Genomic DNA, 17,527 nt, shown 5'->3' on the forward strand with positions numbered 1-17,527 from the left:
ACCACGCAAAATCTGTATATTGAGGGCGACAATCTGGATGCGCTGAAATTGCTGCAAGAGACCTATTTGAGTAAGGTCAAGATGATCTATATTGACCCGCCTTACAACACTGGTAACGATTTTATTTATTACGACAAGTTCATATCCGAAAAAAGTAAGTACGATTTGTTGAGCGGTCAGTTGGATGAAGATGGCAATCGCCTCATTGATGAGCAGTCATACATGAAAAATCAAGCTTCGAATGGGCGATTTCATTCAGACTGGCTAAGCATGATTTATCCCCGCTTAAAATTAGCACGCAATCTTTTACAAGATGATGGAATTATTTTTATTTCAATTGATGATAACGAAGTTGCCAACTTAAGAAGACTTTGCGATGAGGTTTTTGGGGAAGAAGGTTTTATTGGACAGTTAATTTGGAAATCACGTGTTAGTGAAGATACTAGAGCAAAAACTGGCCTTTCTACTGATCATGAATATATTTTGTGTTATAGAAAAGGTATAAACACTGCTTTGAGAGGAGCTGACAAGGATTTAGAAAAATTCAGTAATCCAGATAACGATCCACGTGGACCTTGGCGGAGCGCTGACATGACTGGACTTGCAACAAAGGATAAGCGTCCAAATCTTCATTATGACTTAATTGACCCAACTACTATGATCAATTACGGTTGTCCTCCTAAAGGCTGGCGGTTTGATCAAAATACAATGACAAAAAAAGTCAGCGAAAAAAGAATTATTTGGCCGGCATCTACTGAAGGCAGGCCAAGGCAAAAATTATTTCTAGAAGAAATGGATAGCATGTTTAAAAATGTTTCTTCCGTTATTCAGACAGTTTCAACATCTATTGGAACTAAGGAAATAAATCAAATTATCGGTGAAGGAATTTTTGATTTCCCAAAGCCGTCAAGTTTAATTAAATTCTTAATAGAACAAGCTACAAACCATGATGAATTGGTATTAGATTTTTTTTCTGGTTCAGCCACCACCGCCCATGCTGTTATGGCACTAAATGCAGAAGATAGTCGTAAGCGTAAATTCATCATGGCACAAATGCCCGAAACTTGTAATGAGAAGTCTGGGGCTTCTAAAGCAGGATACAAAACCATTGCCGAAATCGGTAGAGAACGCATTCGTCGTGCAGGACAAAAAATCAAACAGGAAAACGCAGATAAACCCGGTATCGATCAATTGGATGTAGGCTTTCGCGTCTTGAAAGTCGATACCTCCAACATGAACGAAATTTATTACACACCTGATGTGCTCAAACAGGGTGACTTGTTCAATTTTGTCGACAATGTGCGCGACGATCGCACAGAAGAAGATTTGCTGTTCCAGGTCCTTCTCGATTGGGGAGTGGATTTAAGCCTACCGATCACCCGCGAAACCATTGCCGGCAAGTCCGTGTTGTTTGTCGATGACAACGCTCTGGCCGCCTGTTTCGACAAAGAAGCCGGCATCACCGAAGACTTCGTTAAACAACTTGCCACCCGCTCCCCGCTGCGTGTTGTCTTCCGTGACGCCGGTTTCGCCAGTGACAGCGTCAAAATAAACATCGAGCAAATCTTCAAACTGCTGTCGCCAAGCACGGAAATAAAAACACTGTGATAGGCAGGATAAGCATGGTGAAGATGGCAAAAACTCAATATAATTCCTATAATGAACAAAATTTTGTGTGTTTTTTGTATTTATAGGTAATTTGTATGCTTCATAGCTACGCGTTTGCCAATTTCCAGTCATTTGCCGAGCGCGTCGAGGTCGATTTAACTGTCAAACACAATTCGACGCTCACCGACTGGATGGTTGATGACGTTTGCCGCAATCGAGTCTCCAAACTGATGGCGGTGGTCGGCCACAATGCCAGCGGTAAGACGGCATTGCTTAAACCGGTGGCATTTTTGCATTGGTTTATTTGTCATTCATTCGCTAGCCAACCTGATACATGGCTCCCCTTCACGCCGCATTTGGCGCGCGTCACTGAACCCACGGAGTTCGAATGCGTGTTCGACTTTGAAGGCAATTTATGGCGCTACGTGTTGTTGGTCACACAGAATAGAGTCTTGAGAGAAGCGCTTTATCAAAAAAAAGAACGCTTTAATTATGTCTTTGTGCGTGAGTGGGAACCGGAAACGAACAGTTATACGGTAAAACAGCAAGATTTTGGTTTGCCCCCTAAAACGGCTAAGAAGGTCCGTCAGAATGTTTCATTGATCGCATGGGCGGCTCAACATGATGTGTTACTGGCAAAACAATTCATCACTAGCCAGGTCATCACGAACATTAATGTGGTTGGCCGTCTTCCCATTAGTGAGCAAGCCATTATGTTTGCCGCCGAATACTTTTCAGCCAAACCGGAGCAATACGCCCAAATGAACCGGCTGTTATCCGCATGGGATCTCGGTTTATCGGGCGTCTACCTTCAAGAAATACACCCTAATCCAATCGACGCGCCTGAACAAAAAGCCTGGATGGCTTTAGGTCAACATGTTAGCGGCGATACAGCCTTTAGATTACCGTTTCATATGGAATCGAGCGGCACCCAAGGAGCTTTCGTGCTGTTATCGCGGTTGTTGCCAGTGCTCGCACAGGGTGGATTGGCTGTGATTGATGAGTTTGAAAACGACCTTCACCCGCATATGCTGGAACCCATTCTGGATTTGTTTGCCAACCCGGCGACCAATCCACGCGATGCGCAATTGATATTCTCGACCCATGCTATCGAGGTATTAAACCTGGTCGAAAAGTCGCAAGTGATGCTGGTGGAGAAAAGCGCCGATTGCATCAGTACGGCTTACCGAATGGATACGGTAGAAGGTATTCGTAATGACGATAATTTCTACGCTAAATACATGGCGGGCGCTTACGGAGCGGTGCCCAGCCTATGAGTAAGCCGACGAAATCCAGGGTGCAGAAAAAGACCGTGCTCATCGTTGGCGAAGGCGCGGATGAAGAAGCGTTCCTGAATTATTTAAAAGGGCAGTTATTGGATCGTGGCGCCGGACTCAGCATTAAGATCAAAAATGCCAAAGGAAAAGGGGCTAAACATGTCATCGAGTGGACAGTCAGACAGTCCGCTGTAGCCGAATATGACAAGGTTGCGGCGTTATTTGATACCGATCAGGATTGGACGCCGGCAGTCAAAAAGCTGGCCAAGAAAAAAGGGATTGTGTTGTTGAAATCCGAGACTTGCTTCGAGGCAATGATGTTGCGCTTGCTTGGCGTGACTCCCGATGCCAATTCGAAAAATCTGAAAGCTCAGTTCTCGCCTTATGTCAATGACGATGCAACCCGAAGTGAAAACTATGCCGCTCATTTCGATCCGCAAAAGTTGGAAGAAAGGCGGCATTTAGAGCCCACGATAGATGCTCTGTTGGGCCTTTTCAAAATTCAATGATTAACACTGCTGGACACCACTTTCTACGCCCATGAAATTAAAATTTAAATCGCAAGCCTATCAGACGCATGCCGTGGAAGCCGTGGTGAAGTGTTTTGCAGGCCAACCTAAGCGTTCTGGCGTTCAATATCGAATTGATCCAGGTCACAGTAAGACGGGTGGGATGCAGCATCAATTACAGGAAGACCCCGGTTTCAAAAATGCCGAAGTTGTGTTGACGCCATCGCAATTGCTGGCAAACATCCAGGCAGTGCAACGTCATCAAAATTTACCCATTTCATCTGCACTTGTCAGCAACAAGATTTCTCCGATTAATCTTGATATTGAGATGGAGACCGGAACCGGTAAAACCTATTGTTACATCAAGACCTTATTTGAACTGAACAAGCAATTCGGTTGGAGCAAATTTATTATCGTAGTGCCAAGCATCGCGATACGGGAGGGCGTGTATAAGTCCTTGCAAATTACCGCCGAGCACTTTTTGGAGACTTATGGCAAAAAAGCACGATTTTTTATCTATAACTCCAAACAACTGCATAATCTTGAAAGCTTTTCCTCCGATGCGGGGATCAATGTGATGGTCATCAACGTCCAGGCTTTCAACGCCACGGGTAAGGACGCGCGGCGCATCAACGAAGAGCTGGATGATTTTCAATCCCGCCGACCCATCGATGTGATCAAAAGCAATCACCCGATTTTGATTCTGGACGAGCCGCAAAAAATGGAAGGCGCTAAAACGCTGGAATCGTTCAAGGGATTTAATCCATTGATGATTTTGCGCTACTCGGCCACCCACAAGACCGAAAACAACAAAATCTACCGTCTGGATGCCTTAGATGCCTACAACCAGAAACTGGTTAAGAAAATCCAGGTGCGTGGCATATCGCTGAAAAATCTGGCAGGCACCAATGCTTATCTTTATTTGGGGGACATTGATATTTCCAGCAGCAAACCGCCGGTTGTGCGAGTGGAATTGGAAATCAAACAAAACAGCGGTATCAAGCGGGTGTTGCGCAAATTGAATAAAGGCGACAACTTGCTCGAACTGTCTGGCGGGCTGGATCAATACAAGGGCTTTGTCGTTTCCGATATTAACGCCTACACCGGCACCTTGAGTTTTACCAACGGTGTTGAACTATCGGTGGGCGAAGCGACGGGGGATGTCGATGAAATGGCTTTGCGGCGAATTCAAATTCGGGAAGCCATCAAAGCCCATTTTGAGAAGGAACAAGTGTTGTTTCATCAGGGTATCAAAACCCTTTCTCTGTTCTTTATCGATACGGTGGCGAGATACCGCCGCTACGACGAAAGCGGAGAATCGTCGGGCGAATACGCGCAAATCTTTGAAGAAGAGTACAACAGCCAACTCAACGAAATTCTGACTCTCGAAGACAATCCTTACAACGATTATCTGCGCGGTATAGCGGCATCAAAAACTCATCAAGGGTATTTTTCCGTCGATAAGAAAAGCAAACGCCTGGTCGATCCGGAAACGGCTAAAAAATCGACTGAAGCGGATGACGTCGATGCGTACGATCTGATTTTGAAAGACAAGGAGCGCTTGCTTTCCTTGTCGGAGCCCGTGCGCTTCATTTTCTCGCATTCTGCTCTGCGTGAAGGCTGGGACAATCCCAATGTCTTTGTCATCTGTGCATTAAAACACAGCGACAATACTACAACCCGTCGCCAGGAAGTCGGACGCGGCATGCGTTTATCGGTGAATCAAATTGGCGAACGGATGGATCACCCGGCAACGGTACATCAGATCAATGTCCTTAGCGTGGTGACAAGCGATAGCTATACCGATTTCGTCGCTGGTCTGCAAAGCGAAATCAGCAGCGCTCTTTTGGCGCGTCCGCGCATTGCGGATGAAAAATATTTTACGGGTAAGGTGCTGCGAACAGCAGATGGGGATGTTGAAGTGACGCCGCAACTGGCGAAGCAGATATACAAGTATCTGTTGAAGAACGATTACACCGATGCGGACGATAAAATTGCCAATACCTATCATGATGCCAAGCAGAATGGTAGCTTAGCGGAGTTACCCGCTGAGTTAGCGCCTTATGCCGCACAAGTGTTTGAGTTGATCGACAGCGTCTTCACCGACGCTCAAATGCCGACTATCGAGGATGACCGCAAGGCAAAAGTAAACCCGCTCAACGAAAATTTCGATAAGAAGGAATTCAAGGCGCTTTGGGAAAAAATCAACCGCAAAGCTGCGTATGCCGTGGATTTTGATAGCGCCGAGCTGATTAACAAATGCATAGCGGCACTGGATAACGAGCTGAAAGTCAACCCATTGCTTTATACCGTGCAAACAGGCGCTCAATTAGAAGAAATATCCTACGATGCGATAAAAGAAGGGAACGGTTTTTATACAACCAAAACCGAAACGGCCAGACTGAACAATTCAGTCCATTCCTCCGTGAAGTACGATCTGATCGGTAAATTGACTGAAACGACCCAGCTAACCCGGAAAACCATCGGAAGCATTCTTCAGGGCATGCGTTTTGACAAATTTTCCCAATTCACATTAAACCCGGAAGACTTTATCGCTAAAACAGCTCGCTTGATCAATGAACAGAAAGCGACGGTGATTATCGAGCATCTGACTTACGACGAAATTGCCGACTCGCATAGTCTGGATATTTTTACTCAGGACAAGCAGAAAATTGATTTAAATCGGGCCGGGGGAAAACTGAACCGGCACATCTACGACTATGTGTTTACGGATTCAAAAATCGAAAGAGAATTCGTTAAAGCGCTTGATACCAGTGAAGAAGTGGTCGTCTACGCCAAGCTGCCAAGAGGCTTTTTTATTCCTACCCCGGTAGGAGAATACAATCCGGATTGGGCGATTTCATTTAAGGAAGGCTCCGTCAAGCACATCTACTTCATCGCTGAAACCAAAGGCTCTATGTCTTCGATGGAATTAAGGGCGATTGAAAAATCGAAAATCGAGTGCGCCCGGAAGTTTTTCTCAAAGATTACTTCTGATCAGGTTAAGTATGATGTGGTTGATAGTTATGGGAAGTTGATGGAATTGGTCAAATGACACCCGAAAATCTCTGAGATCTATTGCTGACGATTACTGTCTACTTGGGTTTTGTTGCCCTGCCTCAAAAAAGCAAATCACACGAACAATGAGTAAAGGGAGAAACCGACAAGATTTACAAGCTCGCGGTTGATTGTCCGGAGCCGGACTAAAGAGAAAAGATGTTTACCGTGTATTTAACCAGATTCGACAGATAAAGCCGGCTTTTCGAAAGGTTGCCGGTATTTTTGTGTTTGGCGTTTTTCGTTCACCAGAAACACAAGTAGGAAAGGTATCCCGAACGCTAAGCTATTCTTACCCATTGAGTTTGGACATCCGCTAAGGACTGATCCATGCTCAAACTAGCCGGCGTCACTTCTCCCGAACGAAGGTTTCCAAGCGCTTGCCCACAGACCTTGACGTGGGCATCGGCATACAATTCGGAGCAAATAACTGCACGTTTGGGAAAGCTAATCGGTTTTCCCTGCGTATTCCAGAATCCCTTGCGGGATTTCCATAAAATACTGCCAATCGAAAAAAAACCGTAAGAATAGTTTTGCTGTTTTAAAGCATTTACGGCAAGTTCCCAGCGCTGATCCTGTGTCAGCGCATGATTCCTGCGTATCCGAATGAGATGATTAGGGGCATAATCGAAAACCGAAGCTACGCAAACGCCTTTTCGCGTAGCTTCGCACAGCGTTCCAGAGCCAATATGAACGGCGGCATGCTCCCAACGCGCATCATCCTGGGCATAACCTCCCTGCTCTTGAACACTCCGAATGGCTTTGCCGATGATGCCCGGCTTTAATGCGCTGACAAGAACAAGGTCGCCAGGAAGCCAGGCATTGAAGTCCGGACAAAATCCCCAGTCGCGAAGGTGTTTTGGAATCGGATAATCCGGCTTCCAGGCTTTCAAATCAGGGCTATTCTCTGCCGTATCCGGATTTAGGAAGAGCTGTGACAAAACGGCACCCCAACTCAATAGGTATTACGAAATCAAAACAGAATTGACCCTATCTTGATCATCGTATTCAAGCGTCACTTGAATGCCGGGACGAAGGCCCAGCTCTTCAGCCGTTTGCCCTCGATAGCCTTCGATTTTCCCAAAAGAAAAAGCCGCCAGGCTATCCCTACTTTTATCATCCGCGTAAGCGACTCCATTCGATACGCGTACAATCAATGCTTCATCTTTTTTCATTGTCTATTTCCTCCCAACACGGCCTTCTTTCAGAAATAACGATAAAACTTTGCTATTTTCACTGCTATTGCTGCGGATCAGATAAAAGCGAATTTGCAATTGGAATAGTTCTCTGACAAAGTAATGAATTGCCGGTTCCTAGCAAATCAAAAACCTAATTTTTTGAAGATTGAAGCATTACAGTTTTCAATTACTGTTAACGTCTAGATTTCATTGGTCGGGACGAGAGGATTTGAACCTCCTACCCCTTGCACCCCATAAGGGTAAAACCCTATTTCATGCCGCCTCAGACGGTTTCACGCCTTCAAAAAATACCTTTGTTTTACAGCATCTTATTGTACATTCCGTTCTCAAGCCGTATCATAAAAGCTCATTGAAGCGCGTGAAAATGTTATCCCGGATGTTATCCCGGAAAAATAAGCAAAAACCGCGTTTCTACCCATTGTACAACGTACAGGTGGAGTCATGGCAGAGAATTTATTGACCGATAGAGCATTCCGAAACCTTAAACCGACCGATAAAGAACAGCTTGTCAAAGACGGCGGCGGGCTGTTTGTCCGCATCCGACCAGTCACCGACGGCGGCGCAATTTCGTTCAGACTGGCGTACCGGATCGAGGGCAAGCAGCGTTGGGCCACCTTGACCGCTACAACCTTAGCCGAGGCCCGCAAGGAGCGCGACACATTCAAGGCGCAAGTAAAGCGCGGGATCGACCCGAGTACCGAAAAGCGGCTCGAAAAAGAACGTCAGCGGCAAGCGCAGTTGACCGAACAAGCCGAGCTTGCCAAGCAGCAGGCGCTTATCTCCGTCCGCGACCTGTTCGAGCGTTGGGCCGCAACCGACCTGCAAAACCGCAAGGACGGCGGCAAAGAAATTAGGCGCATGTTTGAAAAGGACGTGTTGCCGATTATCGGCGGTCTTGCCGTGGCCGATGTACGCAAGGGCCATATCACCGAGATAACAGACGCTTTGCTGTTGCGTGGCGTCAATCGTATGGCGAAACTGATCCTGGCGCTGGTGCGGCAGATGTTCCGCTTTGCCGTGGATCGGGACATTATCGAGTTCGACCCAACCGCCAGCATCCGCAAGGCCAAGATAGGCGGCAAATCCGTTGAGCGCGACCGCGTGTTATCGGAGGATGAAATCCGGGCGCTTTACCGGCAATTACCTAACGCCAACATGATGCCTTCGACCGAGTGCGCCATATGGATCATGCTTTCGACCTGTTGCCGAGTCGGGGAGCTGTCTAAGGCGAAATGGGAATATATCGACTTCAACGCCAAGACGTGGCTGATTCCCGATGAGCACAGCAAGAACGGCAAGCCGCACACTGTCTATCTATCAGACTTTGCCCTGGCTCAATTCAAGCGGCTGGCGGAATTTCGAGAGTCTGACACCTGGCTATTCATGGATCGAACCAAGACGACCCACGTCTGTGATAAGTCCATTTCCAAGCAGATTAACGACCGCCAGACCGACCGCGACCTAAGCAATCGCAGCGCACATAAGGACGCCTTGCGACTGACTGGCGGCAAATGGACGCCGCACGATTTACGGCGCACCGGCGCTACGATCATGGGGAACCTTGGCATCCTGCCGGATGTGATCGAAAAATGTCTGAACCATACCGAGCAAAACAAGATGAAGCGCGTCTATCAACGGCAGGAATTGAAAGCAGAACAGGCGGAAGCGTGGCGGAAGCTCGGGGAGCGGCTGGAGCTTTTGACTCGGGCGGATGGCGGCAACGTGGTCACATTCCCAACAGCCGCGAAAGCCTAATAATCATCCTCGGCAACTGCAATATATAGCCGACTGCACACTATATTTAGTGATTTTTGATTAAGAGAGTGGGCTGTAGAATCAATCAGTTAGAGAAAGCCTTCTCTTTTTACTTTGGCCGGATCGAAATTGTTTTTAAGAAATACACATAAGACAGCGTTAGGTTGATAGAATATCACTGCATATCGAGCGGGAGCGTAAAAACTCCCGCAGGCGTTTGCCGCGCCTACGAGAGCAGTTATTACATTTACATTTACATTTACCTTAAACCACGCAATGCGTGATTACCGCTTTTGTAGTATTTTTGCGGATTTTGACACCCAAGCGCTAACTTGGGCATATTCATTATGATACAGATTGAAACGATTTGACACCCTTTTAATCGCGTTCAATCGTATTCGGAACCAAGCGTTTAGCGCAACCCCATGTCACGCGTGATTTTTGGGAGCTATCGCTTTTGAATGTGCGGCGAATTGTCGCGCCTGAACCCCGCAAGTAATGCTTACAAAAGCGCATCATGCTTTGCGTCCTAATTCGGCGAAAGTCGAAGGAGTAAAAAGATGGGCGCTCACATCACCAAGACTACCACCAACACCTCCCCAATGATCTTGAGGCCAAATATGGCCGCACAAACCCTAGGCGTTTCAATCGCTACATTCTGGCGTATCGTTGCGCGTGGCGAACTGCAAACCATCAAGATTAGTCAGCGCGCTACCGGCGTCCGATCTTCCGAGATCGAGGCGTACTTATCGGCGCGCCAAACCACCGCGCAATAAAAAGCTCCGACCTTAACCACAAGTCCGGGGCCGCGCATCCATTCCGTCAATTAATTAAACACTGTTATTTTAACGCATAACGCGATTGGCGGCGATGGCGCACCCGGCAAAATTGGATTTGCCATGATAAAAAAATTACATAATAAAGTTGATGCCGCCCAAACCTCATTGATTTTGATTATTCACGGCGGCGAAAATCAAATTTTTGTCGATAGTCGAAAAATTGCCCTAGAGTTTGATCGGGAACATAAAAGCGTTCTGAGAACCCTAGATGATTTGATTGCCGATGGCACCCTTTCACGGCACGAATTTGTGCCGCGAAATTACAAGAAGCGGGGCAAGGAATACCGTTGCATTGAACTGAACGAAGCCGGTTTCTTAAAAGCGATGCCGTTTATTGGCGGTCGCCGGTCACGAGAGGGGCAAAAGCGGTTCGTTGATGAGTTCTTACGGATACGCAAACTGCTAGAGCGCCATGCGAAGGAACGCGAAACACAGGCGTATCAGGTGGCACGTATATCCGGCAAGGATAGCAGGGGGATTCTGACTGATGCCGTTAAGCGGTTCGTCGATTATGCCCGCTCACAAGGCAGTCAAAGCGCCGACAAATACTTCGCGATCATCACCAATGCTGCCCACAAAGCCGTCGTCAGCATCGAGCCAAACGCGACACAGGTCCGCGAGCTGATGACGGCGATTCAGTTGAAAACCTTGGAGCTGGCAGAGCTTACGGCGGCTCAGGTACTAACCGAAGGCATGGACAAGCAGCAGCCATACAAAGACATTTACCAAGGCGTCAAAGCAGCTCTCCTAAGTTTTACCGGCGTCAGAAAACCGATACTGGGAGGTTAGGTTATGGCTAGGCCGGTACGCAAGAAGCAACAGTATATCGCACAGAATGTGGACATGATCCGCTCCGCCGCTTATGAGGATCTAAGCGGTAACGCGGTTAAATTGCTGATCCTGATGCAAACCCATTGGAGGATGTATGAACCCATCGCCTATAGCGTTTCAGAGGCACAGAAACGCATAGGTTGTTGTAGGGGCAAGGCTCATGAAGCCTTCAAGGAACTGGAGTCTCACGGCTTCATCAAGCTGATGCTTGAGGGCCATTTTAGCAAGCAATTAGCAAGGAAATGGCGGCTGACTTTCCGGGAGTTCAACGACCACAAACCCACGGATGAATGGCGGAATTGGTCGCCGGAAAATTAAATTGCTTATTCATTATATGAACGCTTCATGCCGTATAGTGAACGAGTCATGCCGTATAGTGAACAGGTGTTCATTATATGAACGCCTTTCTATACGAATCAATGACTTATAGCAGATGTATTTAGCCTCCAGTGTTCACTATGCGGGATGTACCTATTATTTACCATACCCCTATCGTTTATTCATGCGAAATAGACAGCGATCAGGGCAGCAGCTGGAAGGCGGCGATGAGCAATGACACAAGAGAAATATTAACAAATGCTAACTTTTTACTAAGTGACTCAACGAGTATGCTTACTATCAAGTAACAAAATCATGACGTTACCCACGCAGACAGAGCGACAAAGAACACGCCGTGAAAAGCTCAGAGCGGCAGGCTATCGACGCCTAGACGTTTATATCGACCCAAAGTTATTCGAGCGTTTAAGGCCATATTTGCGGCCATATGGCGGCGATACGCACCCCGGTTATGCCTTGGTGGAATGGCTCAATAGAGAGCTGGAACCATGGGAACCGGAATAAAATAGGCAGAAGTAGATGGCAGAGTGCGACAAAGTGAGATGGTCAGCAAGTCGCACACGCCATTGACTTGAGTTTACTTTAAATGAAAACCTGACAAAACCTGACATTCAAGCCAATGTGATAATGTAACATCGACGACACCAGAGAGCCGGGGCAACCCGGCTTTTTTCGCCTGGAGGCTTTGCAATGGCTGGACACAGCGCCAGCACCGGCGTTTGACCGGATCGGGGCAAACCGTCATGTGCTACTTTCAGGAAACAACACACATAGCAAACATCATGCCTGCCTGTAACGCACGTATGGCGCGACTTTCAGAGAGTTGGCACGAAATCATGCTAGGGATTTTATTATGTGCTTAATTGGAAACAAAAGACCGAGCCACCGACGCGGGCAAAGCGAAGGGATGGCAGAGAATGGCAAGGGTTCCGTGCTCGCGAGGCTGGCGGGATGGTTACAGGCAAGGTTACACCTAAGCGGACGTGCTGCCTGCCCGTGCGCGCGAGGCTGGCGGGAACTGGTACGCCGCGAGGCTGGCGGGAACTGGTACGCAAAGAGGAAGTGCGCATCGAGTGCGCAATGATGTGCTGCCCGTGGCGTGGCTCTGGCGTGGCTCTGGCGTGGCTTGTGTTGACAAATGTAGACGAGAGAACAACGCCGTTAACAAGGTTTTGGCAAGGGTTACGTGCTGGCGGATTGGGAGCGGCAACGAATCCGCAATCATTGCGGTAGACCGCAAGCCGGAAATTTTGTTATCCCGGATGTTATCCCGAAATTGATTTTTTGACTTTTGAGAGTTTTACGTTTTTCGCAAGCCCTTGATTTCATTGGTCGGGACGAGAGGATTTGAACCTCCGACCCCTTGCACCCCATGCAAGTGCGCTACCAAACTGCGCTACGCCCCGATGATTTGAAAATTGCCCATGGCTGAACGCCATGGCAATTCAGAAAGGAAGATCTAATGTGGCTTTTCAGAAAAGCCGAAGAGGGAGAATTATATTACAAAGCGCTTTATTTAAGCAATTCCAGAATGTCTTCGAGCTCGACGACCATTTGTTGGATCAATTGCTTGGTGCGCGTCGCGTCTTCCTTGTGCTCGTCGCTGGTCAGATGCGCCCTGGCGCCGCCGATCGTATAGCCTTGCTCGTACAACAGCGAACGGATCTGGCGGATCATCAGCACATCGTGCCGCTGGTAATAGCGGCGGTTGCCGCGGCGCTTGACCGGGCTCAGTTCGGTGAACTCCTGCTCCCAGTAGCGCAGTACATGGGGTTTGACTGCGCATAGTTCGCTGACTTCACCGATCGTGAAATAGCGTTTGGCCGGTATGGGCGGCAATTCGTTATTATGACTCGGTTCCAGCATAAGCTTCTACCCGCGCTTTGAGTTTTTGACCAGACCTGAATGTTACCACACGCCGGGCGGTAATGGGTATTTCTTCTCCGGTTTTTGGATTTCTCCCCGGACGGCTGTTCTTGTCGCGCAGCTCAAACTTGCCGAAACCGGACAGTTTGACCTGTTCGCCGCGCTCCAGAGCGGTTTTGATTTCTTCAAAAAACAGCTCCACGATGTCTTTGGCTTCGCGTTTGTTAAGGCCGAGCTCTTCGAAAAGTTTTTCAGCAAAATCAGCTTTGGTTAATGCCATTTAATCAATCCCTCAACTTCGCACCAATTTTATTTTTCAAGTTTTCCAAAAGCTTAGATACTATAGCATCGATTTCGGAATCTGTCAGCGTCTGCGCATAATCCTGCAAGGTCAGGCTCAGGGCAATGCTCTTGTGCCCTTCCTCGACGCCCTTGCCGCGGTACACGTCGAACGGTACGACGGTTTGCAGCGCAGGAATCTGCAGCTCGCTGACGCATGCTGTAATCTGCTCGGCAGTCACCTCTTCCTTCACGATCAGGGCCAGATCGCGACGCACCGACGGGAATTTCGACAGCGGCTTGAACTGCGCCTTCTGTTTGGCCAACAGCGCATCCTGATCCAGTTCGAACAGGAAGACCCGGCATTCGAAGCCGAATTGTTTTTCGAGGTTCGGATGCAGCATGCCGAGCAGGCCGATGCGTTGACCGTTCGGCGCCAGGATTTCGGCGGTCTGGCCGGGATGCAGGGCCGGATGCTCGCCCGGCACGAAGCGCGCCGCCGAGCCGGTCAAGGCAAACAGCGCCTCGAGGTCGGCCTTGATGTCGAAGAAATCGACCGCGCGCGCGGCCTCGCCCCATTGTTCGGGATGCGCGCTGCCAAGCGCGATACCGGCCAGCATTTTTTCCTGCAGCACCTTGCCTTCGGACTGGACGAAACGCAGGCCGGTTTCGAACAGGCGCACCCGGTTTTGCTGGCGGTTCACATTGTGCTCGGCCGCCCTGACCAGGCCGCACCAGAGCGTGCCGCGCATCACCGACAACTCGGAAGAGATCGGATTTTGCAGGCTGATCATCTCGGCGCCCGGCGTGAAGGCCTGTTGCGTTTCCGCATCGACAAAGCTGAAGGTGATCGCTTCCTGATAGCCGCGGTCGACCAACAGGTCGCGGGCGCGGTCCAGTTCCAGCACCGACTCGGTCGCCTTGTGCAGTTCGGTGCGCACCAGGAGGCGGTTGCTCGGCAGGTTGTTGTAACCGTAGATGCGCGCGATTTCCTCGATAAGGTCGGCTTCGATCGCGACATCGAAACGGAAACCGGGCGGGGTTACCCGCCAGCCGTCCGCGATCGTATCAAAACCCATGCCCAAACGGCGGAAGATGCCGGCGATCTGTTCGTCGCTCGGCAGCAGGCCGAGCAGCCGTTCGATCCGTTGCCGGCGGAGTTCTATCGGCGCGCGTTTCGGCAAATGCGCTTCGGCGACCGCTGCGCCGAGCAGACCGACGCTGCCGCCAGCGATTTCAATGATCAATTGCGTCGCGCGTTCGATCGCACGTTCCTGCAGGAAAGGGTCGACGCCGCGCTCGAAGCGGTGCGAGGAATCGGTATGCAGGCCGAAACGGCGCGCCTTGCCGGCAATGCTTTGCGGCGCGAAAAACGCGCATTCGAGGAAAATGTTCTGCGTGCCCTCGCCGACCGCCGATTCGCTGCCGCCCATCACGCCGGCCAGGGCCAGCGCGCGCGCGTCATCGGCGATCACCAGCGCTTCGGCATCGAGCTTGATCGTCTGGCCGTTCAACAGGGCCAGTTCTTCGCCGTCCTCTGCCCAGCGCACCCGGATGCCGCCGTTCAGCTTGTCCGCATCGAATGCGTGCAGCGGCTGGCCGAGTTCGAGCAAAACATAGTTGGTCACATCGACGACAGCGCCGAGGCTTCGAAGGCCCGAACGCCGGAGCCGTTCCTGCATCCACAGCGGCGTTTCGGCCTGCGGATTGACGCCCTTGATCAGACGGCCGAGATAGCGCGGGCAGGCTTCCACCACGTCGACGCGAATGTCCAGCGTGTCGCGGTGCGCGACAGCCGCCTTCGTCAGCGGCGTGGCTTGGCAGTCAAGTTGATTCAATACCGCGACTTCTCTTGCCAGACCTTCGACGCTCAGGCAATCAGCCCGGTTCGGGGTCAGGTCGACCTCGATCAGGTTGTCGTTCAGCGACAGATAGTCGCGAATATCAGCGCCGACCGGGGCATCCTCAGCCAGTTCCATCAGGCCGTTCGACTCTTCGGCCAGGCCGAGTTCCTTTTCCGAGCACAGCATGCCGTAGGATTCGACGCCGCGCAGCTTGGATTTTTTGATCTTGAAATCGCCCGGCAGCACCGCGCCGATCAGGGCGGCAGGAATCTTCAGGCCGGGGCGCACGTTGCTCGCGCCGCAGACGATCTGCAGCGGCTCGCCCTGCCCGACTTCGACCTTGCAGACGCGCAGGCGGTCCGCATCGGGATGCTGCTCCGTCGCGAGCACTTCGCCGATCACCACGCCGCTGAATACCGCGGCGGCCGGGGTGACCGAGTCGACTTCGAGACCGGCCATGGTCAATTGCGCGACCAGTTCTTCGGTGCTGATGGCCGGATTGACGTAGGTTCTTAACCAGGCTTCACTAATTTGCATGACTTATCGACGGCTTACTTGAATTGTTGCAGGAATTTCAGATCGTTTTCGAAGAACAACCGTAGATCGTTGATGCCGTAACGCAGCATCGCGAGCCGTTCGACGCCCATGCCGAACGCAAAGCCGGTATATTTTTCGCTGTCGATGTTGACCGCCTTGAACACCTCGGGATGGATCATCCCGCAGCCCATCACTTCGAGCCAGCCGGTATGTCCGCATACCCGGCAGCCGGCACCGTTGCAGATCACGCATTCGATATCGACTTCGGCGGACGGTTCGGTGAACGGGAAATAGGACGGACGGAAACGGACCTGGCTGTCTTTTTCGAAGAAGGCCTGTAAAAAGTCATACACGACGCCCTTCAGATCGGCGAAGCTGACATCCCGGTCGACCAGGAAGCCTTCGACCTGATGGAACATCGGCGAATGGGTCAGATCGGAATCGCAGCGGTAGACGCGGCCCGGCGCGATCACCTTCAACGGCGGTTCTTCCGATTCCATCACCCGAATCTGCACCGGCGAGGTGTGCGTCCGAAGCACGGTATGCGCATCGAAATAGAAGGTGTCGTGCATCGCCCGCGCCGGGTGGTGGGCAGGAATGTTCAGCGCCTCGAAATTGTGATAATCGTCCTCGATTTCCGGGCCTTCGACGGTTTTGAAGCCGGCGCTGGTGAAAATCTTCGAGATGCGGCGCAAGGTGGTCGTGACCGGATGCAGGCCCGCGACCGCCTGGCCGCGTCCGGGCAGGGTCACATCGACGCGCTCGCTCGCCAGCCTTGCGGCCAGTTCGTTCGCTTCGAGCAACTGCTTGCGGCCGTCCAGCTGTTCCTGAAAGCGGTCTTTCGCCTGATTGATTTTTTGGCCGGCTTCACGGCGTTGTTCGGGATCGAGGCTGCCGAGTTCCTTCATCAGCTGGGTCAATAGCCCCTTCTTGCCGAGATAATGAACGCGGACCTGATCGAGTTGCGTGAGGTCTTGGGCATCCGCAAGCGCTGTAGAGGCCTGCGCGAGAATTTCTTCAGGAGTGAAAGACACTGCTTGGCTCGCTGTTGGAATGGAGGAAAATGGCGTTACGCTAACACGACAAAGCGGCAAAGGGACCGACTCGCGATCCTGCCGCTTTGTTTGAATTCTGTTCTTGGGTTTTGTGTCCCGCCCGCGCTTTTGGAAAGGCGGGCGGAAACAGAGTCTCCCCCGATTGTCCGGGAGATTCAGACCGGCTTACAGCGGGCTGACGTTGGCTTTCGCAATTTTTGCGATTTCGGCGAAAGCTTCCATGTCGCGCACGGCGATGTCGGCCAACACCTTACGGTCGATCGCGACATTCGCGTTCGACAGGCCGTTGATCAGACGGCTGTAGGACATACCGCACTGTCTGGCGGCTGCGTTGATACGCACGATCCACAACGCGCGGAATTGGCGTTTTTTCTGTCTGCGGTCGCGGTAGGCATACTGACCGGCCTTGATCACCGCCTGCTTCGCAACGCGGTAGACGCGGCTTCTGGCACCGTAGTAGCCTTTCGCCTGCTTTAAAATTTTCTTGTGTCTTGCTCTGGCGGTAACGCCGCGTTTAACTCTAGCCATGCTGTTC

Annotated in this window: 15 protein-coding genes and 1 tRNA gene; 8 read left to right on the forward strand and 8 right to left on the reverse strand. The window is 50.6% G+C overall.

Translation table 11 applies throughout. The features are described from left to right. Positions 1-66: 66 nt before the first annotated feature. The 4 genes from ACEPPP_RS07710 to ACEPPP_RS07725 all read left to right on the forward strand — a co-directional run bounded on the left by ACEPPP_RS07710 (position 67) and on the right by ACEPPP_RS07725 (position 6,449). The gene (locus ACEPPP_RS07710) at positions 67-1,608 is read left to right on the forward strand and encodes a site-specific DNA-methyltransferase (protein ID WP_374090453.1); all 1,542 of its coding nucleotides are present in this window, start codon (positions 67-69) and stop codon (positions 1,606-1,608) included. Between the two features lie 95 nt (positions 1,609-1,703). Next, the gene (locus tag ACEPPP_RS07715; protein ID WP_374090454.1) at positions 1,704-2,885 is read left to right on the forward strand and encodes an ATP/GTP-binding protein; all 1,182 of its coding nucleotides are present in this window, start codon (positions 1,704-1,706) and stop codon (positions 2,883-2,885) included. Further along, positions 2,882-3,394: an RloB domain-containing protein gene (locus ACEPPP_RS07720; protein ID WP_374090455.1), complete on the forward strand. Its 513-nt coding sequence runs from the start codon at positions 2,882-2,884 to the stop codon at positions 3,392-3,394. Before ACEPPP_RS07715 ends, ACEPPP_RS07720 begins: the two co-directional genes overlap by 4 nt. Before the next feature lie 31 nt (positions 3,395-3,425). Beyond that, positions 3,426-6,449, forward strand: coding sequence for a type III restriction-modification system endonuclease (locus ACEPPP_RS07725; protein ID WP_374090456.1), 3,024 nt, complete (start codon positions 3,426-3,428; stop codon positions 6,447-6,449). Positions 6,450-6,732: 283 nt separating this feature from the next. On the opposite strand, the gene ACEPPP_RS07730 is transcribed toward ACEPPP_RS07725, so the two are convergent. Both ACEPPP_RS07730 and ACEPPP_RS07735 read right to left on the reverse strand, forming a co-directional pair. Then, a complete protein-coding gene (locus ACEPPP_RS07730) occupies positions 6,733-7,392 on the reverse strand; it encodes a hypothetical protein (protein ID WP_374090458.1) in 660 nt (219 codons plus the stop codon). A gap of 24 nt (positions 7,393-7,416) precedes the next feature. Then, positions 7,417-7,626, reverse strand: a complete 210-nt coding sequence (locus ACEPPP_RS07735) for a hypothetical protein (protein ID WP_024299696.1) — start codon at positions 7,624-7,626, stop codon at positions 7,417-7,419. A 465-nt stretch (positions 7,627-8,091) separates the two neighbouring features. Between ACEPPP_RS07735 and ACEPPP_RS07740 the strand changes: the two genes are divergently transcribed. The 4 genes from ACEPPP_RS07740 (at position 8,092) to ACEPPP_RS07755 (ending at position 11,393) form a co-directional block, all read left to right on the forward strand. Further along, positions 8,092-9,405 (forward strand): tyrosine-type recombinase/integrase, encoded by a 1,314-nt coding sequence (locus ACEPPP_RS07740; protein WP_374090460.1) that lies wholly within the window; start codon positions 8,092-8,094, stop codon positions 9,403-9,405. Positions 9,406-9,965: 560 nt separating this feature from the next. After that, positions 9,966-10,181: a helix-turn-helix transcriptional regulator gene (locus tag ACEPPP_RS07745; RefSeq protein WP_374090461.1), complete on the forward strand. Its 216-nt coding sequence runs from the start codon at positions 9,966-9,968 to the stop codon at positions 10,179-10,181. 123 nt (positions 10,182-10,304) lie between these two features. Further along, positions 10,305-11,033, forward strand: coding sequence for a Rha family transcriptional regulator (locus tag ACEPPP_RS07750; RefSeq protein WP_374090463.1), 729 nt, complete (start codon positions 10,305-10,307; stop codon positions 11,031-11,033). Positions 11,034-11,036: 3 nt separating this feature from the next. Next, complete coding sequence (locus tag ACEPPP_RS07755) at positions 11,037-11,393, forward strand: hypothetical protein (protein ID WP_374090467.1); 357 nt, start codon at positions 11,037-11,039, stop codon at positions 11,391-11,393. A gap of 1,347 nt (positions 11,394-12,740) precedes the next feature. Here ACEPPP_RS07755 and ACEPPP_RS07760 read toward each other — a convergent pair. The 6 genes from ACEPPP_RS07760 to rplT form a co-directional block, all read right to left on the reverse strand. After that, positions 12,741-12,817, reverse strand: a tRNA-Pro gene (locus ACEPPP_RS07760). A 106-nt stretch (positions 12,818-12,923) separates the two neighbouring features. Then, positions 12,924-13,277: a MerR family transcriptional regulator gene (locus ACEPPP_RS07765; RefSeq protein ID WP_024299690.1), complete on the reverse strand. Its 354-nt coding sequence runs from the start codon at positions 13,275-13,277 to the stop codon at positions 12,924-12,926. Next, positions 13,258-13,557: an integration host factor subunit alpha gene (ihfA, locus tag ACEPPP_RS07770; RefSeq protein WP_005369653.1), complete on the reverse strand. Its 300-nt coding sequence runs from the start codon at positions 13,555-13,557 to the stop codon at positions 13,258-13,260. The genes ACEPPP_RS07765 and ihfA overlap by 20 nt, the downstream gene beginning before the upstream one ends. Before the next feature lie 4 nt (positions 13,558-13,561). Then, positions 13,562-15,937 (reverse strand): phenylalanine--tRNA ligase subunit beta, encoded by a 2,376-nt coding sequence (pheT, locus tag ACEPPP_RS07775; protein ID WP_374090469.1) that lies wholly within the window; start codon positions 15,935-15,937, stop codon positions 13,562-13,564. 14 nt (positions 15,938-15,951) lie between these two features. Further along, positions 15,952-16,971 carry a phenylalanine--tRNA ligase subunit alpha gene (gene pheS, locus ACEPPP_RS07780; protein ID WP_374090471.1) on the reverse strand — a complete coding sequence of 340 codons (1,020 nt, stop codon included), beginning with the start codon at positions 16,969-16,971 and terminating at the stop codon, positions 15,952-15,954. A 186-nt stretch (positions 16,972-17,157) separates the two neighbouring features. Further along, on the reverse strand, positions 17,158-17,520 hold the full coding sequence (rplT, locus tag ACEPPP_RS07785; RefSeq protein WP_374090473.1) for a 50S ribosomal protein L20: 363 nt from the start codon (positions 17,518-17,520) through the stop codon (positions 17,158-17,160). Between the last annotated feature and the right edge of the window lie 7 nt (positions 17,521-17,527).

It is taken from the genome of Methylomicrobium lacus, from assembly GCF_041897535.1.
GTDB classification, from domain to species: domain Bacteria; phylum Pseudomonadota; class Gammaproteobacteria; order Methylococcales; family Methylomonadaceae; genus Methylomicrobium; species Methylomicrobium lacus_A.